The 20,161-nt window shown below is 69.3% G+C and carries 17 protein-coding genes; 9 read left to right on the top strand and 8 right to left on the bottom strand.

Translation table 11 applies throughout. The features are described from left to right. The first annotated feature begins 57 nt into the window (after nucleotides 1-57). Both ABN273_RS37100 and ABN273_RS37095 read left to right on the top strand, forming a co-directional pair. The gene (locus ABN273_RS37100) at nucleotides 58-786 is read left to right on the top strand and encodes a glycosyltransferase family 2 protein (RefSeq protein WP_349453796.1); all 729 of its coding nucleotides are present in this window, start codon (nucleotides 58-60) and stop codon (nucleotides 784-786) included. Nucleotides 787-798: 12 nt separating this feature from the next. Then, nucleotides 799-1,761: a ketopantoate reductase family protein gene (locus tag ABN273_RS37095; protein ID WP_349453795.1), complete on the top strand. Its 963-nt coding sequence runs from the start codon at nucleotides 799-801 to the stop codon at nucleotides 1,759-1,761. Here ABN273_RS37095 and ABN273_RS37090 read toward each other — a convergent pair. Continuing rightward, nucleotides 1,736-2,263, bottom strand: coding sequence for a DUF6886 family protein (locus tag ABN273_RS37090; protein WP_349453794.1), 528 nt, complete (start codon nucleotides 2,261-2,263; stop codon nucleotides 1,736-1,738). The two genes, ABN273_RS37095 and ABN273_RS37090, sit on opposite strands and share 26 nt — an antisense overlap. A 74-nt stretch (nucleotides 2,264-2,337) precedes the next feature. Here ABN273_RS37090 and ABN273_RS37085 point away from each other — a divergent pair, with 74 nt between their 5' ends. Next, a complete protein-coding gene (locus tag ABN273_RS37085) occupies nucleotides 2,338-2,694 on the top strand; it encodes a hypothetical protein (RefSeq protein ID WP_349453793.1) in 357 nt (118 codons plus the stop codon). Nucleotides 2,695-2,696: 2 nt separating this feature from the next. Here the strand turns inward: ABN273_RS37085 and ABN273_RS37080 are convergent, their stop codons facing one another. After that, nucleotides 2,697-3,110 (bottom strand): hypothetical protein, encoded by a 414-nt coding sequence (locus tag ABN273_RS37080; RefSeq protein WP_349453792.1) that lies wholly within the window; start codon nucleotides 3,108-3,110, stop codon nucleotides 2,697-2,699. 92 nt (nucleotides 3,111-3,202) lie between these two features. Between ABN273_RS37080 and ABN273_RS37075 the strand changes: the two genes are divergently transcribed. Then, a complete protein-coding gene (locus ABN273_RS37075) occupies nucleotides 3,203-5,074 on the top strand; it encodes a sensor histidine kinase (RefSeq protein ID WP_349453790.1) in 1,872 nt (623 codons plus the stop codon). 3 nt (nucleotides 5,075-5,077) lie between these two features. On the opposite strand, the gene ABN273_RS37070 is transcribed toward ABN273_RS37075, so the two are convergent. From ABN273_RS37070 to ABN273_RS37060, 3 genes are read right to left on the bottom strand one after another with little or no spacing between them, the layout of a single operon-like run. Then, nucleotides 5,078-5,971, bottom strand: a complete 894-nt coding sequence (locus ABN273_RS37070) for a TolB family protein (RefSeq protein ID WP_349453789.1) — start codon at nucleotides 5,969-5,971, stop codon at nucleotides 5,078-5,080. Nucleotides 5,972-5,997: 26 nt separating this feature from the next. Continuing rightward, on the bottom strand, nucleotides 5,998-6,741 hold the full coding sequence (locus ABN273_RS37065; RefSeq protein ID WP_349453788.1) for an MBL fold metallo-hydrolase: 744 nt from the start codon (nucleotides 6,739-6,741) through the stop codon (nucleotides 5,998-6,000). Between the two features lie 9 nt (nucleotides 6,742-6,750). Beyond that, nucleotides 6,751-6,894 (bottom strand): hypothetical protein, encoded by a 144-nt coding sequence (locus ABN273_RS37060; protein ID WP_349453787.1) that lies wholly within the window; start codon nucleotides 6,892-6,894, stop codon nucleotides 6,751-6,753. A 398-nt stretch (nucleotides 6,895-7,292) separates the two neighbouring features. Between ABN273_RS37060 and rho the strand changes: the two genes are divergently transcribed. The 3 genes from rho (at nucleotide 7,293) to ABN273_RS37045 (ending at nucleotide 11,392) form a co-directional block, all read left to right on the top strand. After that, nucleotides 7,293-8,396 carry a transcription termination factor Rho gene (gene rho, locus ABN273_RS37055; protein ID WP_349453786.1) on the top strand — a complete coding sequence of 368 codons (1,104 nt, stop codon included), beginning with the start codon at nucleotides 7,293-7,295 and terminating at the stop codon, nucleotides 8,394-8,396. 25 nt (nucleotides 8,397-8,421) lie between these two features. Continuing rightward, nucleotides 8,422-9,480, top strand: a complete 1,059-nt coding sequence (locus ABN273_RS37050) for a putative RNA methyltransferase (RefSeq protein WP_349453785.1) — start codon at nucleotides 8,422-8,424, stop codon at nucleotides 9,478-9,480. 145 nt (nucleotides 9,481-9,625) lie between these two features. Continuing rightward, complete coding sequence (locus ABN273_RS37045; RefSeq protein ID WP_349453784.1) at nucleotides 9,626-11,392, top strand: S9 family peptidase; 1,767 nt, start codon at nucleotides 9,626-9,628, stop codon at nucleotides 11,390-11,392. 108 nt (nucleotides 11,393-11,500) lie between these two features. Here ABN273_RS37045 and ABN273_RS37040 read toward each other — a convergent pair whose 3' ends face one another. Then, complete coding sequence (locus ABN273_RS37040; protein WP_349453783.1) at nucleotides 11,501-12,694, bottom strand: PP2C family protein-serine/threonine phosphatase; 1,194 nt, start codon at nucleotides 12,692-12,694, stop codon at nucleotides 11,501-11,503. Between the two features lie 471 nt (nucleotides 12,695-13,165). Between ABN273_RS37040 and ABN273_RS37035 the strand changes: the two genes are divergently transcribed. Further along, a complete protein-coding gene (locus ABN273_RS37035) occupies nucleotides 13,166-17,353 on the top strand; it encodes a HAMP domain-containing protein (RefSeq protein ID WP_349453782.1) in 4,188 nt (1,395 codons plus the stop codon). Nucleotides 17,354-17,356: 3 nt separating this feature from the next. Beyond that, the gene (locus ABN273_RS37030; RefSeq protein WP_349453781.1) at nucleotides 17,357-17,986 is read left to right on the top strand and encodes a response regulator; all 630 of its coding nucleotides are present in this window, start codon (nucleotides 17,357-17,359) and stop codon (nucleotides 17,984-17,986) included. 130 nt (nucleotides 17,987-18,116) lie between these two features. Here ABN273_RS37030 and ABN273_RS37025 read toward each other — a convergent pair whose 3' ends face one another. Next, nucleotides 18,117-18,719, bottom strand: coding sequence for a TetR/AcrR family transcriptional regulator (locus ABN273_RS37025; RefSeq protein ID WP_349453780.1), 603 nt, complete (start codon nucleotides 18,717-18,719; stop codon nucleotides 18,117-18,119). Then, the gene (locus ABN273_RS37020) at nucleotides 18,716-19,903 is read right to left on the bottom strand and encodes a cytochrome P450 (RefSeq protein WP_349453779.1); all 1,188 of its coding nucleotides are present in this window, start codon (nucleotides 19,901-19,903) and stop codon (nucleotides 18,716-18,718) included. The genes ABN273_RS37025 and ABN273_RS37020 overlap by 4 nt, the downstream gene beginning before the upstream one ends. Between the last annotated feature and the right edge of the window lie 258 nt (nucleotides 19,904-20,161).

Raw genomic sequence — 20,161 nt, 5'->3', positions numbered from 1 at the left:
GGACCAGTGCAAGGAACCGTCAAGTAACTTGCATGTGTGCGGGGCGACCTTTAGCACATGAACAAGCAGCCTTTCGCCGCGAGCGTCAGCGTCATCGTCCCCGCGATGAACGAGGCCGAGAACCTCCCCCATGTCTTCGCGACGCTGCCCGACTGGATCGACGAGGTGATCCTCGTCGACGGCAACTCGACCGACGACACCGTCGCCGTCGCGCGCAGGCTGCGCCCCGACCTCCGGGTCGTCGTGCAGACCCGGCGCGGCAAGGGCAACGCCCTCATCGAGGGCTTCCAGGCCGCCCGGGGCGACATCATCGTCATGATCGACGCCGACGGCTCGACCGACGGCCGGGAGATCCACTCGTTCGTCACCACGCTGATCAACGGCGCCGACTTCGCCAAGGGCTCCAGGTACGCTCCTGGTGGCGGCTCGGACGACCTCAGTCCGATCCGCTCACTCGGCAACAAGTTCCTCACCGGGCTGACAAACCTCCTCTACGGCACCCGCTACACCGACCTCTGCTACGGCTACAACGCCTTCTGGGCCTGCCACCTCGACGCCCTCGGGCTCAACTGCGACGGCTTCGAGATCGAGACCCTGATGAACGTCCGCGCCGCCCAGGCCGGCCTCATCATCCGCGAGGTCCCCAGCCACGAGCGCTGCCGCATCCACGGCGCGAGCAACCTGCACGCGGTGCGCGACGGCTGGCGCGTGCTCAAGACGATCATGCGCGAGCGTGCGCGAGGGGCTGCCGTGACGGCGCAGACCCAAGTTGCGCTCGCAAAGTGACATCCTTGGACAATGCGCTACATAGTGATCGGAGCAGGAGCAGTCGGCGGCACCATCGGCGCCCGTCTCCACCAGGGCGGGCACGATGTCCTCCTCATCGCGAGAGGCGCCCATTACGAGGCGCTCAAGCGCGACGGCCTGCGCCTGATCACCCCCGAGGCATCCGAGACCCTCGACATCCCCGCCGCCGACGGCCCCGTGCCGGCGCGCGACGACGACGTACTGGTCGTGGCCACCAAGTCGCAGGACACGATCGCCGCGCTCGACGGCTGGCCGGCTGATCTGCCCGTGGTGTGCGCCCAGAACGGCGTGGACAACGAGCGCACTGTTCTGCGGCGATTCGAGCGCGTTTACGGCATGTGCGTGTGGCTGCCCTCGCAGCACCTGGAGCCCGGTGTCGTGGCTGCGCACGCGCACCCGTACTCCGGCATGCTGCACGTCGGGCGCTATCCCCAGGGTGTGGACGAGCTCGCCCAGCGGATCGCCGACGACCTGAGCAAGCGCGGCCTCGTGGGCCTGGCCCAGCCCGACGTCATGCGCTGGAAGCACGGCAAGCTGATCAGCAACCTGGGCAACGCCGTGGAGGCGCTCCTCGGCCACGTTCCCGGCATGGCGGACGTGGTCGAGCGGGCCAGGGCCGAGGCCAGGGCCGTGCTGGACCAGGCCGGCATCGCGTACTCGACGCCCGAGGAGGAGGCCGAAGTACGCGGCCGCAAGGTGGACGTGCGGCCCATCGACGGCATCGCCCGCGGCGGCGGCTCGTCGTGGCAGAGCCTGGCGAGGAGCAGCGGCTCGATCGAGGCCGACTACCTCAACGGCGAGATCGTGCTGCTCGGCCGCCTGCACGGCGTGCCCACCCCGGTCAACGAGGTGCTGCGGCGCGAGGCCAACAGGTTCGCCAAGGAGAAGCGGCCGCCGGGCTCGATGCCGCTGGAGACCCTGCTGGCGCTCATCGACGGGCGTTCCGCAGCCTGATCCCGCTGAACTCGAGCGTGCTGGCGATCACCTCTTCCCAGAACGGCCAGAGGCTGGGCAGCACCCTGAGCTGGATCCCCGCCCCTTCGTGCAGCTCGAACAGATCCCCGACCCGCTCGGGCGGGCCAAGCGGCGTCACGGGGACCGTGGACACCACGGCGGTCGGCGGGTCGCCGATGGGCTTGAAGTGCTCCGCCGGGAGGCGGTAGGCGAACAGCCGCATCTCCTTGAGCGCCTGCAGCCAGCGGTACTCGACAGCGTGCACCCGCTCGCCGCATCCCGCGCCGACGATCCGGGCCGCGTCCTCCTCGGTGGTGCGCGGCCCGACCCAGGCCATGGCACGCGGGCACGCGCGCGGGAACCAGTAGTCGGGGCAGCGGTCGTGACCGACCGCCCACACGTACGCCTCCGTCAAGCTGGACGTCGGCGCCACATGCGGGACGAACCGCTTGATCGTCGGGTCCTCGGAGAAGTGGAGCACCTGCCCCGGTTCAGGCCGCATGAACGCAATCATGGCGCATACACCGGCGGTCCCGGGGAAGTTGAAGCGGGCTCTGACGACAAGAGGTGAGTTGGATGATCCTGCTTGGACTGATCTTGGTCCTGCTCGCCGGCGGCGCGATCGTCTTGGTCCTGACAGAGGACAGCGCCAGGTACATCCTGTTCGGATATACCTTCGAGCCCAATCAGGTGGAGATGTTCCTCGCGGGTGCGGCCGCCGCGGCCGTCCTGCTGCTGGGACTCTGGCTGATGGGCTCGGGCTCGCGAAGGTCCGCCAGGCGCCGCCGCGCGCTACGCGGCGCCAGGGCCGAGGCCTCCAGCCGAGTGGCCCGGCTGGAGGACGAGAAGCGAGAGCTGGAGCGGCGGCTGGAACACAGCCCCGCACCCGGCGACCGGCTCGTCGCGCGCGGCTCCGAGGACACGAGGCCGTGACTCTACTGGCGCGAGGGCAGCAGGTTGCCCTCGCGCCAGAGCGCGAAGCCGGTGATCAGCGCCCCCAACCCCTCCCAGAGCCCGACGCCGAAGAACTCGCCCGGCGCCGCCCCGGTCAGCACCAGCGTGGTGAAGACGGCGAACGTCACGAGCCTGAACGGCACCGTCCAGCGGAAGAACGGCGTGTAATTCGCCGAAGCCGCGAAAACGTAATAAACCCCCATGTTCACCGCCGCCATCGAGGAGGCGGCCATATAGACGAGCGTGTAGTCCCCGGCAGGCCGCACGTCGACCACCTCGAAACCCAGCATGGCCAGCAAGGTGTCGGGCGAGATCAGCCCCAGCAGGCCGAGCACGAAGGCGAGGAAGCCGAAGACCGCCATCGTCCAGCCGGAGAAAGAACGCGGAAGACGCACAGAAATCCTTCCAAAAGGGGGTGTAATCTGCGAGGCGATCTCATCATGCACCCGGAGGTCGCATGCCCCCCACGCGTGGCCGTCCCATCGCAGTGAAGCTTCTCGTTCTCCTGCTCGTCCCCCTGGTCTCCCTGGTGGGCCTGTGGGCGTTCGCCGCCGGCCTGACCGGCGGCGACGGTATGCGCCTGCTGGGCATCAACGACCTGGCGACCAAACTGGCCGAACCGTCGGAGCGGATCAACGTCGAGCTGCAGGACGAGCGGCTCGTGTCCGTGGATTTACTGGTCACCGGCCAGGGCGCGGACAAGGTGGCCAAGCAGCGCGATGACACGGACAAGGCCGTGGCCACGTTCCGCGCGCTGTCCAGGACCCTGCGCGACCTGCCGCCCGAGATGACCGGGCAGCTCACCGCTCTCAACGCCAAGCTCGACCATCTCGCGGACGTCCGCCGCGACGTGGACGCCGCCACCACCGCGCCGCTCGACGTGATCGACGCCTACAGCCAGATCGTGGACGCGTCCTTCCGCCTGTACGACGCCATGGTCCTGGTGCCGGAAATGGCCCTCTACAAGCAGGCTCGGGCCGTGACCATGCTGGGCGAGGCCAAGGACATGCTGTCCAGGGAGCGGGCCCTGGTCTCGATCGTGCTGTCCAAGGGCCGGGTGGAGGCCCGTGAGCACGAGGCGTTCACGGGCCTGGTGGCCACCAGGCGGCTGCTGCTCTCCCAGGCGCTCTCGCACCTGGACACCGGCCTGCGCCGGCCGTACGAGCGGCTGGTCGCCTCGCCGGTCTACAAGGAGTTCCTGGACGCCGAGGACGCCATCCGCGGCCAGGCGGCCATGAACGGCCTGCCCGCCACGGCCGCCACCTGGCCCATCGACGGCCAGAACCTGTGGGCGGCGGTCGAGCGCAACCAGACCGTGGCCGTGCAGAGCCTGGTGAAGCGGGTCACGCCGACGGCCATCGGCATGCTGGTCAAGGTCGGCGTGGCGGGCGGGCTGGGCCTGATCGCCGTCGTCGCCTCGATCATGCTCTCGCTGCGCTTCCGCAAGCGCTTGGTGGGCGAGCTGGCCGGGCTCCGCGACGCCGCCACGGAGCTGGCCGAGGTGCGCCTGGCCGGCCTGGTCAGGCGGCTGCGCACGAACGTGGCCCCGCCCACCGTCGAAGAGGTGGCCCCGGTCGAGGTCGAGACCCGCACCGCCGAGATCAGCGACATCGTCCAGGCGTTCAACGACGTGCAGTCCACGGCGGTCGAGGCCGCGGTGAGCCAGGCCAGGCTCCGGCACGGCGTCAGCCAGGTCTTCGTGAACCTGGCCAGGCGCAACCAGTCGCTGCTCCACCGGCAGTTGCTCCAGCTCGACAGCATGGAGCGGGCGACGGAGGAGCCGGCGGAGCTGGCGGACCTGTTCAAGCTCGACCACCTCACCACCCGCATGCGCAGGCACGCCGAGAGCCTCATCATCCTGTCGGGCCAGGCTCCTGGCCGCGGCTGGCGCAACCCGGTGCCCATGCTCGACGTGCTGCGCGCCGCCGTGGCGGAGGTGGAGGAGTACGAGCGGGTCGAGATCCTCCAGCCGCCGCCGGTCGCGCTGCTCGGCGCGGTGGTCACGGACGTGGCCCACCTGGTGGCCGAGCTGATCGAGAACGCCACGCTCTTCTCGCCGCCCCAGACCAAGGTGGACGTGCGCAGCGCGACCACGGCGCACGGTCTGATGATCGAGATCGAGGACCGCGGCCTCGGCCTGCCCCGCGCCGAGCTGGACGAGCTCAACGAGAGGCTGGCCAAGATGCCGGAGTTCGACCTGGCGCAGAGCGACCGGCTCGGCATGTTCGTGGTGGGCAGGCTCGCGGCCAGGCACCGCATCAAGGTCACCCTCACATCCTCCCCGTACGGTGGCCTGACCGCGATGATCGCCCTGCCCGCCTCGCTCCTGGCCGATCAGCCGGTCATGAGCGGGCGTTAGCCGCTACGACAGGACCTGGAGCAGCGCCTGCCTCCTGGCCTTGGACGGTTCGGCGATCCGCTCGACCGGCTGCCCCGTGTTGTCGAGCACGACCAGCGAGTTGTGCGCGGGGTTGCCGGTCCCGGACTGGCCGCGCGCGCCGGCCGTACGCACCACGAGGCGCCCGTCCGGCAGGTAGAAGGCGCCGATCTGCTTGCCCTTGACCGCCGGCCGCTGCTTCCTGCCCGTCGCGATGTCGAGCACGACCGGCTTGAACGAGGCGGGCCAGGTGCCGTCGCCGAGCGTCTGCGGGCTCTCCGGGAACGAGACGACCGCCTTGCGGCCGTCGGGCGACAGGCTCTGGACGTGGTTGATGTACTTGACGCCCTTGGCCGGGATGCTCTGGCCGGTCTTGGCGTCGAGCCGGTAGAGGCCGTCGCCCTGGGTGTTGTAGCCCGCGAGGTAGCGGCCGTCGGCCGACCAGGCGAGATGGCAGACGCCCGGGGAGGTGCCCAGCTCCTGCGGGGCGGCGCTGCCGTCGGCCTTGGCGGCCATGATCACGTCGCCCTGGGCCGGGTAGGCCACCCTGCTCGAGTCGGCGGACCAGACCGGGGTCAGGCACGGCGTGCCGCCCTGGAGCCCTCGCGCGAGCGTGGTGGTCCTGTCGCCCTCCCTGACCCGGAGGTCACCTTCTTCGGTCACCCAGGCCGCCTTCGTGCCGTCGGGCGACGCGGCGAACTGCGGCGTGGCACCGACCTGGGCGAGCGTGCTCCACTCGCCGTTCGTGTACCGGGTGAGCTGATTTCCGAATCCCGCGTAGACGGCGCCCGAGAGATCAGGCGTGGGCGCGGCCGACGCTGCCGGCGAGAACACCAGAACGGCGCCGAGAGCGACGCCGATCACAATGTGTGTCTTCATGACTACACATCGTGCCCGCAAGTCCTTCAAAGACGCAGGAACGGCTCGCCGAAATGAGCGGTGGCGAGAATCGCCCGCTCGGCCCTGAGCGCGCCGAGCACGTCCGCGCGGGTGCGTGCGGCCGTCTCCTGGTCGTCGTCGTAGACGTACCGGATGGCGGGGTCGTCGAGCTGCACGGGGTGGAGCACGAGGTCCCCGGTCATGGCCACCTCGCCGGCCCTGGCGATCTGGTGGCCCGGGGTGTGGCCGGGCGCGTGGTGTACGTGGACTCCCGGCGAGACCTCGGCCTCGCCCTCGACCACGTGCAGCTGATCCTTGATCGGGGTCACCAGCCGGTCGAGCACCGGGCCCGCCGCGGCGTCCAGCTCGGCCTGCTGGAGCACGTATCGCGCGTTCTCGAACGCCGGCCTGCCGTCGGTCACCACTCCGCTGGAGTGGTCGCTGTGCAGGTGGGTGAGGACGACGGTGCCGATCTCGGCGGGCGCGACGCCCGCGGCGGCCAGCTCACCCGCCAGCGTTCCGGGAACCGGCGCCCAGCTCGCGGCCGGCGAGTCCGTGCCACCGATGCCGGTGTCGACCAGGGTCAGCCGACCGGCCGCGTCGCGGATCAGATAGCAGTGGAAGTGCAGGACCCACGGCTCGTCCTGGAGCCCGGAACCGGGGAACATCTCGGCGAGCGGGCGGCGGATCGCCGCTCCCATGGGGCCCACGGCGTCGCAGAGCGGTGTCACCTCGACGCCGGACGCGGCGATTATCGGCTTATGCGGCATTCGCCCAGATTAGGCGGCTACGGGCTCGAGCGGAACGAACTCGTTCTCGAGGTCGGCGGCGTAGACGGCGCGGCAGCAGTGCGCGCACCTGTACATGATCGGGCCTTCGTCGAGCTCGTGGTGGCACCGCGGGCAGCGGTTGACGGTCTTCATGGTGCTCCCCCAAGGAGTTCTGTTTGTCCTATGGAACCCTCACCGAGTTGCAGGGGTCCTGCATGCCGCTTGACACGATGACGCTGCGTCGATGGGGGTTCTGTGCCCTCCGGTACACCGGGCGCGGTGATTTTCCTCGCAGTACGGTGCCGAGAAGAGCATTGTCACGCGCCCCGTCCCGCGACCGTCGGAGAAACTCCGAGAACGGCCCGGGAATAGCCCAAGAGGGCTAGGCGTTTACTGGGTCAGATGGTGTGGTATCTTGCCACCAAGCGTTGAGCTTCCGCTCCGCTGGTTCTTCATCTGAGTCCCGCCCCGGCTTGTCTCCAGGGCCCGACTTCCTTTCTCACCATCGCGCCTTGCTCTGGTCAGGCGCGTCTCCCCCAAAGGGGTTCACCATGTCTGTACACATTCCTGAACAGCGTGCGGACGTGCCCGTCCGCCAGGTTGCGGGCCTCCTGGACGTACGCGACAAGTCCGCGTTCATCCGGGCCGGCCACCTGCCCGGACCCGGTGACGTCCGCGTTCCGCCCGACAAGGTACGGCAGTTCGACCTGCGGCCCGGCGACCACGTCGTCGCGTCGTTCGCCGGCAACAAGCTGGCCGGCGTCACGTCGGTCAACGGCGCCGCGCAGTGGCGCGACCGGCCCAGGTTCGCCGAGCTGACACCCGTACATCCCACCGAGCGGCTCAACATCGAGACCGAGTCGCTCAGCACGCGCGTCGTCGACCTGTTCGCGCCCATCGGCAAGGGACAGCGCGGCCTCATCGTCGCGCCGCCCAAGGCCGGCAAGACCATGGTTCTGCAGGCGCTGGCCGCCGGGATCGCCCGCAACCACCCCGAGGTGCACCTCATGGTGGTCCTCGTGGGCGAGCGGCCCGAGGAGGTCACCGAGATGCGCGCCACGATCTCCGGCGAGATCTTCTACTCGACCTTCGACCACCCCGACCGCGACCACGCCGCCGTCGCCGAGCTGGCCGTCGAACGGGCCAAGCGGCTCGTGGAGTCCGGGCAGGACGTCGTCCTGCTGCTCGACTCGCTGACCCGGCTGGGGCGGGCGTACAACAACCTGGCGCCCGGCGGCGGCCGGGTGCTCACCGGCGGGATCGACGCCGGGGCCCTGTACCCGCCCAAGCGCTTCTTCGGCGCCGCCCGCGACGTCGAGGGCGGCGGTTCCCTCACCATCCTCGCCACCGCGCTGGTGGACACGGGCTCGCGGATGGACAACAACCTGTACGAGGAGTTCAAGGGGACGGGGAACATGGAGCTGCACCTCGTCCGCGAACTCGCCGAGCGCCGGCTGTTCCCGGCCGTGGACCTGGACGCCTCCGGGACCCGGCGGGAGGAGATCCTGCTGCACGCGGAGGAGCGGCAGGTGGTGTGGCGGCTGCGCCGGATGCTCACGGGCCTGGACAAGCAGCAAGGGCTCGAGGCCCTCATCGACAAGCTCCGTTCCACCCCCTCCAACGCCGCCTTCCTCCTCCAGGCCGCCGCCGCCTGACCCGGTCGGGAAGGGTCCCCGGTTCGTGGACGAGAATGGCGGCATGCTGGCCGACATCGTCGAATACCTCGTCTGCCCCGTATGCCGAGCCGACATGCGGCTTGACGCCGACGCGCTGCGGTGCGCCAAAGGGCATGCGTTCGACGTGGCAAAGCAGGGCTACGTCAGTCTGCTCGTAGGCAACAAACCCCCGGGAACGGCCGACAGTCCCGAGATGGTGGCCGCCAGGGCACGATTTCTCGACGCGGGTCACTACGCCCCGCTGCAAGACGCAGTGGCAGAAATGGTGCGAAAGTACGCCTGCGACGAGAACGTTCCAGCTAAACGTGAGTACTCCACCGAAACGAATGACGGCGCAGAGTTGAGGGCGTACCGTGGGGCGGGAGTGGAGGCCGGTTTCGGCGCAGGACCACAAGGTCTCGCGTACGAGCCGGAAATAGCCGGCGGTCGTCGCGCGGCGGGCAGGGCCGCGCCGTTGATCGTCGACGCGGGCGCGGGCACCGGGCACTACCTGGCGGCCGCGCTCAACGCGGTCAACGATGGCATCGGGATGGCGTTCGATGTGTCGAAGCACGCTGTACGCCGGGCGGCGCGGGTGCATCCCAGGGCAGGGGCGTTCGTGGCCGACGTGTGGCGCCCGCTCCCTATCAGGGACGGGGTGGCCGACGTGGTGATCGACGTGTTCGCGCCCAGGAACGGGCCCGAGTTCAGGCGGATCCTGCGGCCCGGCGGCGTCGCGGTGGTCGTGACCCCGGCCAGGCGGCACCTGAGCCCGCTCGTCGAGGAGCTCGGCCTGCTCTCCGTGGACGAGGAGAAGGAGCGCAGGCTGGCGCGCAGCCTGGAGGGCTTCGTGGAGTCGGAGCGGCGCTCGATCGATTTCGAGATGGAGCTGGGACATGACGACATTGCGCAGGTAGTCGGGATGGGCCCAAGTGCGTGGCATACCGACACGAACGACCTAACTCGGCGAATCGCGGGATTTATCTCCCGGAATGTCGCGAAAAGACAGCAAAAAGTAGCAACACAAGCATCGTTTCATCTGTCTATCTTCGAACCCGTAACCCGATCAAGATCCGTTTCTTGACGGACATGTGCGACTGGTGTTACTGATGGGGCGTTTAGTCCGAAATTCCCCCACATTCCCCAAGTATTTCCCCGGAACAGGCGTAATACTGGACGACATCCCTCGCCCGGAGGCGCGGGACATCAAAAGGGAGGGGGCGCACCGGATGAAGGCGGAGGAACGCTGGCAGGCCAGGTTCCGGGCGTCGCGCATGACGCTGCCGTCCTGGGCACGCCAGACCCCGAACCGCTCCATCTACCGCTCCAACGCCACCGGCACGTGGGAGGTCTACGCCTGGGACCGCGTGACCGGCGCGACCCGCCAGGTCACCGACCGCCCCAGGGGCACCGCGTACGCGGCCGTCGACCCCACCGGCCAGTGGATCTACTGGTTCGCCGACACCGAGGGCGACGAGTTCGGCGTGTGGTGGCGCCAGCCGTTCAACGGCGGCCCCAACGAGCCGGTCGCCCCCGACCTGCCGCCGGGCCAGCCCGGCGGCATCGCCCTGTCCGCGACGGGCGTCGCGGCGATCACCCTGGCCAGCGAGGGCACATTCAGAATCCATCTCGTACGCGACGGCGAGCCGGCCAGGCTCCTGTACGAGCACACCGAGGCCGCCTGGGTGGCCGATATGTCCCTCGACGGCTCACTAATCGCGATAAATCACGGAGAGTACGGCGACTTCCGTCATCCGGCCCTCCGCGTCGTCCGCCAGAACGGCCACACGGTGGGCGAGCTGTACGACGGCCCCACCAAGGGCGTGACCGGCCTCAAGTTCGCCCCGGTCATGGGCGACCGCCGCCTGCTCGCCCTGCACGAGCGCCGCGAGCGCCACGAGCCCCTGGTCTGGGACCCGGTGACCGGCGAGCAGCGCGAGATCTGGCTGAAGGACTCCGGCGACCTCGACGCCGAGTGGTACCACGACGGTCGCGGCCTGCTCATCCAGCGCGACCACCGCGCCCGCAGCCACCTGCACCGCTACGACCTCGCGGGCGGCGGCCTGACCCCCATAGAGACGCCGCACGGCGTGATCGACGAGGCGGTCCCCCGGCCCGGCGGCCACGTCGAGTACTCCTGGTCCAGCGCCTCGCGCCCGCCGGTCATCCGGTCCACCAACGGCCAGGTCGTGGTCAATCCGAGCGGCCCGCCCGCCCCGCCGAGCGTCCCCGTCGAGGACATGGACATCGAGGGTGAAAGCGGCCTCATTCACGCGCTGGTCTCCAAGCCCGAGGTGGGCACCGCCCCGTACCCCACGGTCTTCCTGCTGCACGGCGGCCCGACGGCGCACGACCGCGACGCGTTCTCACCCGAGGTCGCCGCCTGGGTGGACGCGGGGTTCGCGGTGGTGCGGGTCAACTTCCGGGGCTCGACCGGGTACGGCTCCGCCTGGCGCGACGCGCTGCACGGCGACGTCGGGCACATCGAGCTGGCCGATGTCGCCGCCGTACGCCAGTCCGTGGTCGATCGCGGCATCGCCGACGAGGACAAGATCGTGCTGGCCGGCTCGGGGTGGGGCGGCTATCTGGCGCTGCTGGGCCTCGGCACGCAGCCGGACCTGTGGGCGGCCGGCATCGCGGCGGCGCCGATCGCCTGCCACCAGACCGCGTACGAGGACGAGGCGGAGAGCCTGCGCGCCTACCACCGCGCGCTGCTCGGCGGCTCACCCGACGAGCACGCGGAGCGGTACGCGGCCAGCTCCCCCATCACCTACGTCGACCAGGTCAAGAGCCCGCTGCTGATCTTCGCGGGCGAGGACGACACGCGCTGCCCGCTGCGCCAGATCGAGAAGTACGTGGCCAAGCTCGCCGACCACGGGCGCGATTACGAGATCTACACTTACGACGCCATCCAAGGCTCGCTGGTGGTCTCCCAGCGGATCGCGCAGACCGCGCTCCAGCTGGAATTCGCCAGAAAGCGGGTAAATCCACAGTGATGTTTAACACATTGTAAGAAGTTGGCTGACTGGCTGCCTTGATCGTCGGTCGATCCCGTTGACAGCATGCGCCCACGCTGTCACAGGGAGGCGTCATTGAGCAGCGGGCTAGCGGGCGCGCAGCACCAGGATGGCCAGGTCGTCCTGGCTCGGCTCCGAGGCGAAGTCGGCCGCGCCCCTGCGGATGCGCTCCGCCACCGCCCTGGCCGACAGCCCCGCGCACTCGGCCAGCAGCTTGGCCAGGCCGCCCTCGTCATCGAGCAGCCGACCGCCCGAGCGCCGCTCCGTCACACCGTCGGTCACGGCCAGCAGCACGTCGCCATGGTCGAGATGCACGGTGTCGGCCTCGAACACGACCTCGTGGAAGACCCCCAGCAACGACTGCGGCGTGGTGACCGCCTCGACCTTGCCGCTCGGCTTGAGCCGCAGCGCCTCGGGGTGCCCGGCCGAGACCAGGCGCACCTCGAGCCCGGTGGCCACGGGCGTGATGTCGCCGTGCAGCAGCGTGAGAAACCTCGCGCGCTCGCCCTCCTCCAGGATCGCCTGGTTGAGCCGGCCGAGCACCGCCGCGACGCCGTACCCCTCGCGGGCCAGCAGCCGCAGCGTGTGGCGGGCCAGCCCGGTCACGGCGGCGGCCTCAGGGCCGGTGCCGCAGACGTCGCCGATCGCGAACCGCCACGAGTCGTCACCCGCCTTGAACAGGTCGTAGAAGTCGCCGCCGACCTCGTTGGTCTCGCCGGCCGGCTCGTAGATGACGCCGTAGTCGAGCCCGGGGACCTCGGGCTCGTTGGGCGGCAGCAGGCTGCGCTGGAGCGCCCGGTTGGCGGCGGCCTGCTGGGCGTAGAGCCGGGCGTTGTCCATGGCCAGCGCGGCGCGCCTGCCGATGTCCTCGGCGAACTGGATGACCTCGTCGGGGAAACGGTCCGGCCGGCCCAGGCACATCATGCCGAGGCCGCGCCCGCGCGCCATGAGCGGCACGGCGAGCACCTGCGAGTCGGACAGGTGGATGGTCGAGGTCACCCTGGTGTCGGCGGCGGCGACGTCCATGTCGGCGAGCTGCTCGCGCAGGCCGTCGATCCTGGCCTCGTCGGCGTGCCAGAGGTAGACCAGCCGCAGCGGCCCGAGAGAGCTGTCGGCGGTGTAGACGGCGCACCAGCTCGCCAACCGAGGCACCACGACCTGGGCGATGATGGCCGGAACCATGTCGGGGTCGAGAGTGCCCGCGAGCAGGTCACTGGCGTCGGCAAGGAACCCCAGCCAGTGTGGCCCCCTGGAGCTCTCCTCCAGCCATTCGGCTGCCACTCTGTCCGGGGAGCCAGGTAGCGTGAGCCTAGCCCAATGGACACGGGAATCGCCCGTGAAAGTGACTCCCCACTCTTCGACATTCGCGGAAGGAGCTTTTGGATCACCCTGGGAGAGGCTTCGCTGCCTCAACTCCACCTGTACGGCATCCCCAAAATGCTTCCAAATCACCTCAAATGGCTCGTCAGCGACCTGTTCGGCCAAGTCTCCCGCGACTTGCTCGGCGGTATGGAGCATGCCGCCGGTGGCCCACGCGGTCATCACCTCGCGCGTGAACCTCATCGCAGCGGTCACAGCGGTCTCACCGGGCGCGAACGTCGCAGCGAGCACCGCATGGGGAGAAGCAGTCATCCCAACGTGCCTACCACACTTCCCACTGACTTGGGGTAAATCCAAGGACAGGACTACGAGCTACTCATCGTGACAGACTTGAATCACTCGCCGGAGCCCGCCGCGAGTGAAGGAGGCCCCATGACCACGGCCAAGGCCGCGCCAACCCCGGAGGAGAGGACCTACACCGAGTCGGATCTCGTGCCCATCCTTGAGACGCTTTTCTCTTGGCGTGACGGTGATTTCCGGCGTCGTGTTCCTCATGCCCCTCCCGGGATCCTCAGCGAGGTCCGGCTGCTGCTCAACGAAGTGGCCGACCGCCGGGAGCATCTCGCCAACGAACTGGTCCGCGTACGCAAAGAAGTCGTCAAAGAAGGCCGGTTCGGCGAGCGGCTGACCCCTGGACCGGGTGTCGGCGCGTGGGCGGAGAGCGTCGAGTCGGTCAACCAGCTGATCGAGGCCCTGGTGAGCCCCGTGAGCGGCGCGGCCGACGTGATCGACGCGGTCGCCAAGGGCGACCTGTCGCGCCGGATCGACCTCGACCGGTCGGCCAGGGGCGAGGTGCGGCGCCTGGGCAAGGCCATCAACGGCATGGTCGACCAGCTCGCGCTGTTCAACGGCGAGGTGACCAGGGTCGCGCGCGAGGCCGGCACGGAGGGCCGGCTGGGCGGCAGCGCCAACCTCCGCGGCATGTCGGGCAGCTGGCGCGACCTCACCGAGGCCGTCAACACGATGTCGTCCCGCGTGGCCGCGCAGGTGCGCGACATCGCGGTCGTGACCACCGCGGTGGCCAAGGGCGACCTGAGCCGCAAGGTGACGGTCGACGCCGTGGGCGAGATGTTCGAGCTGAAGAACACCGTCAACACGATGGTCGACCAGCTGTCCGGCTTCGCCGAGGAGGTCACCCGGGTCGCCCGGGAGGTGGGCACCGAGGGGCAGCTGGGCGGCCAGGCACAGGTGACCGGCGTGTCGGGCGTCTGGAAGGACCTCACCGACAACGTCAACTTCATGGCCAACAACCTGACCTCCCAGGTGCGCAGCATCGCCACCGTGGCGACGGCGGTGGCCCAGGGCAACCTGTCGAAGAAGATCACCGTTGACGCGCAGGGCGAGATCCTGCAGCTCAAGGACACCCTCAACACGATGGTGGACCAGCTGTCCTCCTTCGCCGACGAGGTCACCCGGGTCGCCCGCGAGGTGGGCACCGAGGGCAAGCTGGGCGGCCGGGCCGAGGTGAAGGGCGTGTCCGGGGTCTGGAAGGACCTGACGGACAACGTCAACTCGATGGCCAACAACCTGACGTACCAGGTGCGGAACATCGCCCAGGTGACCACGGCCGTGGCCAACGGCGACCTCACCCGCAAGATCGACGTGGACGCCCAGGGCGAGATCCTCGAGCTCAAGTCGACCATGAACACGATGGTCGAGCAGCTGTCGTCGTTCGCCTCCGAGGTGACCCGGGTCGCCCGCGAGGTGGGCACGGAGGGGCAGCTGGGCGGCCAGGCGCAGGTGCGCGGCGTGTCCGGGGTCTGGAAGGACCTCACCGACAACGTCAACTTCATGGCCAACAACCTGACCTCCCAGGTGCGCCAGATCGCGACCGTGTCGTCGGCAGTGGCCCAGGGCGACCTGTCGAAGAAGATCACCGTTGACGCGCAGGGCGAGATCCTGCAGCTCAAGGACACCCTCAACACGATGGTGGACCAGCTGTCCTCCTTCGCCGACGAGGTGACCCGAGTCGCCCGGGAGGTCGGCACGCAGGGGCAGCTGGGCGGCCAGGCCCGGGTGACCGGCGTGTCGGGCGTCTGGAAGGACCTCACCGACAACGTCAACTTCATGGCCAACAACCTGACCTCGCAGGTGCGTAACATCGCCGAGGTCACCACGGCCGTGGCCAACGGCGACCTCACCCGCAAGATCGACGTGGACGCCCAGGGCGAGATCCTGGCGCTGAAGACCACCATCAACCGCATGGTGGACCAGCTGTCGTCGTTCGCCTCCGAGGTGACCCGAGTCGCCCGAGAGGTGGGCTCCGAGGGGCAGCTGGGCGGCCAGGCCCGGGTCGAGGGCGTCGAGGGCACGTGGAAGCGGCTCACCGAGAGCGTCAACGAGCTGGCCGGAAACCTCACCACCCAGGTGCGCGCCATCGCCACCGTGACCAGCGCCGTGGCCCGCGGTGACCTGACCCGTTCGATCGCCGTCGAGGCGAAGGGCGAGCTGGCGGAGCTGAAGGACAACATCAACTCGATGGTGGCCAACCTCCGCGAGACCACGCAGGCCAACCAGGAGCAGGACTGGCTCAAGTCCAACCTGGCCCGCATCTCCAGGCTGATGCAGGGCCACCGCGACCTGCTCGAGGTGGCCAAGCTGACGATGAGCGAGCTGACGCCGCTGGTCTCGGCCCGCTACGGCGCCTTCTACAGCATCGACCCCGAGGGCGACCACGAGCTGGTGCTGATCGGCGGGTACGGCGTACGCCCCGACAGGGGGCCGCGCCAGCGGTTCGCGATCGGCGAGGGCATCGTCGGGCAGGCGGCGGCCGAGGGCCGGCACATCATGCTCGACGACGTGCCGCCGCAGTTCATCACCATCGACAGCGGGCTCAGCCAGTCCACGCCCGCGCAGATCGTGGTGCTGCCGATCCTGTTCGAGAACAGGGTGCTCGGGGTGCTCGAGCTGGCCTCGTTCACGCCGTTCGGCGAGGTGCACCTCGACTTCCTGCGCCAGCTCGTCGAGACCATCGGTGTCACGATGAACACCATCATCGCCAACTCCCGCACCGAAGACCTGCTGACCGAGTCCCAGCGGCTCACCAGGGAGCTGCAGGAGCGCTCCGACGAGCTGCAGCGCCAGCAGGAGGAGCTGCGCAGGTCCAACGCCGAGCTGGAGGACAAGGCGGCCCTGCTGGCCAAGCAGAACCGCGCGATCGAGATCCAGAACTTCCAGATCGAGCAGGCCCGCCGCACGCTGGAGGAGCGCGCCGAACAGCTCGCGGTGTCCTCGCGCTACAAGTCCGAGTTCCTCGCGAACATGTCCCACGAGCTGCGCACGCCGCTCAACAGCCTGCTGGTGCTGGCCAAGCTGCTGACCGAGAACGCCGAGGGCAACCTGACCTCGCAGCAGGTGGAGTTCGCCCGTACGATCCACAGCGCGGGCTCGGCGCTGCTCCAGCTCATCAACGACATGCTCGACCTGTCCAAGGTCGAGGCGGGCCGGATGGACATCCACCCGATCCAGGTGTCGCTGCCGAAGATGGTCGACCTGCTGGAGGCCGCGTTCGCGCCGCTGGCGCAGGACAAGGGGCTGTCGTTCACCGTCGACGTCGAGTCCGACGTGCCGCAGGAGCTGCGCGCCGACGAGCAGCGCCTGCAGCAGGTGCTGCGTAACCTGCTCTCCAACGCGGTGAAGTTCACGCCGCGGGGCGAGGTGAAGCTGCGCGTCTCGATGGCGCCGCCCGGAGTCGACTTCGACGACGACAGCCTGCACGAGGCCGCCGATCTGCTGGCCTTCCAGGTGATCGACACCGGCATCGGCATCGCGCCCGACAAGCGGGACGTCATCTTTGAGGCGTTCAGGCAGGCCGACGGCACCACGAGCCGCAAGTACGGCGGCACGGGCCTGGGCCTGGCGATCTGCCGCGACATCGCCAGGCTGCTCGGCGGGGAGATCCACGTCGACAGCGAGCTGGGCAAGGGGAGCACGTTCACGCTCTACCTGCCGGCCTCGTACACCGGTCCGCTGGCCGTGAGCGACGGCGGCGCGGCGCGGCGGCAGCTGATGACGGCGCCGTCGGAGGAGCCGGCCGCGACGGCCACGCCGGAGCCGCCGATGCCGCTCGACCTGCCGATGCCGGAGCTGGTCGAGCCGCCGGTGGAGACGCCCGTCCAGTGGCAGGGCGACGACCCGCTCAGCGGCGCCAAGATCCTCATCGTGGACGACGACATCCGAAATGTGTTCGCGTTGACCAGCGTCCTGGAGCGACACGGTTCCACGGTCGTCTACGCTGAAAACGGTCGGGAGGGGATCGAGCAGCTCGAACGGAACGAGGACGTCGCGCTCGTGCTGATGGACATCATGATGCCGGAGATGGACGGCTGGGCCACGACCTCGGCCATCCGGCGCATGCCCCAGTTCGCCGACCTGCCGATCATCGCGCTGACCGCGAAGGTCATGCGGGGCGACCGCGAAAAGAGCATCGCCTCGGGCGCGTCCGACTACGTACCCAAGCCGGTCGACGTGGACCGCTTGCTCGAGCGCCTGCGCGGCTGGCTCAGCCGCGGGCGCGGCTCCACGGCCGATTCATCAGCCTCATCAGCCGAAGGGTCGTGATCGATGCCGGATCGAGCCAAGATCCTCCTCGTTGACGACCGCGAGGAGAACCTGATCGCTCTCGAAGCCATCCTCAGCTCCCTCGACCTGGTGCCGGTGCGCGCCAGGTCGGGCGAGGAGGCGCTCAAGGCGCTGCTCAACACCGAGTTCGCGCTGATCCTGCTGGATGTGCGGATGCCCGGCATGGATGGTTTCGAGACGGCCGCGCACATCAAGCGGCGGGAGCGGACCCGGAACATCCCGATCATCTTCCTGACCGTGGTGGACAGCGCGCCCGACTACGCCTTCCGCGGCTACGCCGCCGGGGCGGTCGACTACCTGACCAAGCCGTTCGACCCGTGGGTGCTGCGGGCGAAGGTGTCGGTGTTCGCTGAGCTGTACAACATGAACAAGCGGCTGGCCGAGCAGGCGTCCATGCTCCGCGACCGCCTGACCGGCGAGCTGCCGCCCGGGGCCGGGGATCACGCGTCGGTGCTGCCCGAGCTCTCGCGGCGGCTGACGGCCGTGGAGGACGAGCTGGCCCGGGTGCGCGAACTGGCCCGCAAGTCCCAGGACCCGGCGCTCGCCGCGCCGCTGTCCGACCTGACGGACCGCCTCACCCACCTCCGCGCCGGCTTCGACGCCTTGTCCTGACCGGCCCCCCGGGCACCGCCGAGGCCAACCCGCCGCCCCGGGCACCGGGTCGGCGCCCAGGGAATCAGGGGCGGCAGCCCGACAGCCTTCGCCTAGCAGTTCTTGTCGTGGTGGGGCAGGTGCCCGGTGGTCAAGGTGCCGGTTCGTCGGCCTCAGGTGGCTTGAAGAAGTCCTGCGGTGAGGGTGGTGGCAGGGTGGTCGGCGATGGGCGTAGTCCGTCGATGAGCAGGGCGAGGTAGCGCCTGCGGTCCTCGCCCTGGGGATCGCCCGGGTGCACTGTGGCCATGCTCATGACGGTGAGCACGGTCAGGTCGCGCGGTAGAAGTTCCGGTCGCACCACGCCGGCGTCGATGGCCCGGCGCAGCATGGGTTCGATGGCGCGCATGAAGTGCTGCGTGCTCTCGTTCGCGAACGTCACGAACTCGTGGGCGAGTGAGATGATGACCCGCCGCCGGGCGAGGACCTCGGTGACGGCCTCGAGCATCCCGGTGAGGTCCTGCCACGGGTCGTCGGTGTGCACCGCTGTGATGGGCTGGAGTTCGGTGGTGAGGACGTGGTCGAAGACAGCTCGGACGAGCTGGTCGCGCGAGCGGAAGCGGCGGTAGACCGTCATCACGCTCACGTTCGCGCGTGCGGCGATCTCCTCGAGCGTCGCCTGGGGCCCGATCTCCTCGAACGCCAGGACCGCGGCGCCGACGATTCGCTCATGGTTGCGGGCTGCGTCGGCTCTCACCAGGTCACCCGGAGCGAGTTCAGTCCGTAGACGCTGCTGAAGACCCGGAAGTCGATCTGCTCGTCCGCGAGTGCGAGGTTGGGGAAGCGGCGCAGCAGGGCCGGGAAGGCGATGCGCATCTCCATGCGGGCCAGCGGAGCGCCGAGACAGTGGTGCACGCCGTGGCCGAAGGCGATGTGTCCGGGGGCGCCCCGGGTGATGTCGAGGGCGTCGGGATTCTCGATGTGGCCACCGTCGCGGTTGGCGGCGGGCAGCGAAAGGAGCACCAGCGATCCCGCGGGGATGACGTGGCCGGCGATCCGCACCTCGGTCGTGGTCGTGCGCGGTGACGGCGAGTGCACGATGGACAGCCAGCGCAGCAGTTCCTCGATGGCGGGCTCGGCCCGCGCCGGATCCTCGCGGATCATGGCGAGCTGCTCCGGGTGTCGCAGCAGGGCCAGGGTGCCCAGACCGAGCATGTTGGAGGTCGTCTCGTGCCCGGCGAGCAGCAGCAGGCCCGCGATGCCGATGAGCTCGTCGGTGCTGAGGTCGTCGCCGTGCTCGCGTACCAGCATGCCGAGCATGTCCTCGCCCGGGTCAGCCTGCGCGCGGGCGACCAGGCCGGCCATGTAGGCGCGGTTCTCCCGCAGCACGGCGGTCTGTTCCGCCATCGGCAACGAGATGTCCAGCAGGCGAACGGAACGGTCCTGGAACTCGGCGCGGTCGGCGTACGGCACACCCAGCAACTCGCAGATCACCAACGACGGCACCGGCAACGCGAAGTTCGACACCAGATCGGCCGGCTTGCCGGCCCGCTCCAGGCCGTCCAGCGCCGCCTCGACGATCTCCAGGATGCGTGGCTCGAGCCGGCGCATCCGACGGATCGTGAACTCCGGGGTGAGCATCCGCCGCAACCGTGTGTGCTCCGGCGGATCGAACGCGAGCAGAAACCCGGCCCGCAGCTTCTCCTGCTCTTCCTCGCTCATCTCACCGGCTGCGGCGAACGGTGTCATTGCATTGCTGAACCGGGTCGGATCCGAAAGCACCTCGCGAACATCCTCGTGGCGGAGGACCAGGTACGCGGGCTGGCCGAACGGCGTCACCACCCGCACGACGCCCTCACCATCCCGGGCCCGAGCCAGCTCCTCGACCGGGTCGAGCCCGTTCCGCCGCATCTCCAGCGACAACTCCGGCGCCTCCGTCATCGCCCATCCCCCTTCATGATCGTTCCGTTTGCCTAACGTACCAGATAAGTGAAAGGCTACCTAACACTTAACGGTCGCGCAGATTGGATCGACGAAGGACTCATGGGGGGCCTGCGTCTCCTCGGGCGCAACGCACCGGCCCAGACGAAACTCCCGCGGTCAAGCACTCACTCAATGATCTGGTACGTGGACCCGCTGTGCCGGTGTCGTGCTCGGCCACGACATGGGCCAGGCGGCCGGGCATTGGCGGCAGGCCCT

It is taken from the genome of Nonomuraea sp. B19D2 (genome assembly GCF_040137845.1).
Classification (GTDB): domain Bacteria; phylum Actinomycetota; class Actinomycetes; order Streptosporangiales; family Streptosporangiaceae; genus Nonomuraea.
The sequence above is the reverse complement of the archived record's forward strand: the minus strand, read 5'-3'. Positions and strand labels throughout refer to the sequence as shown.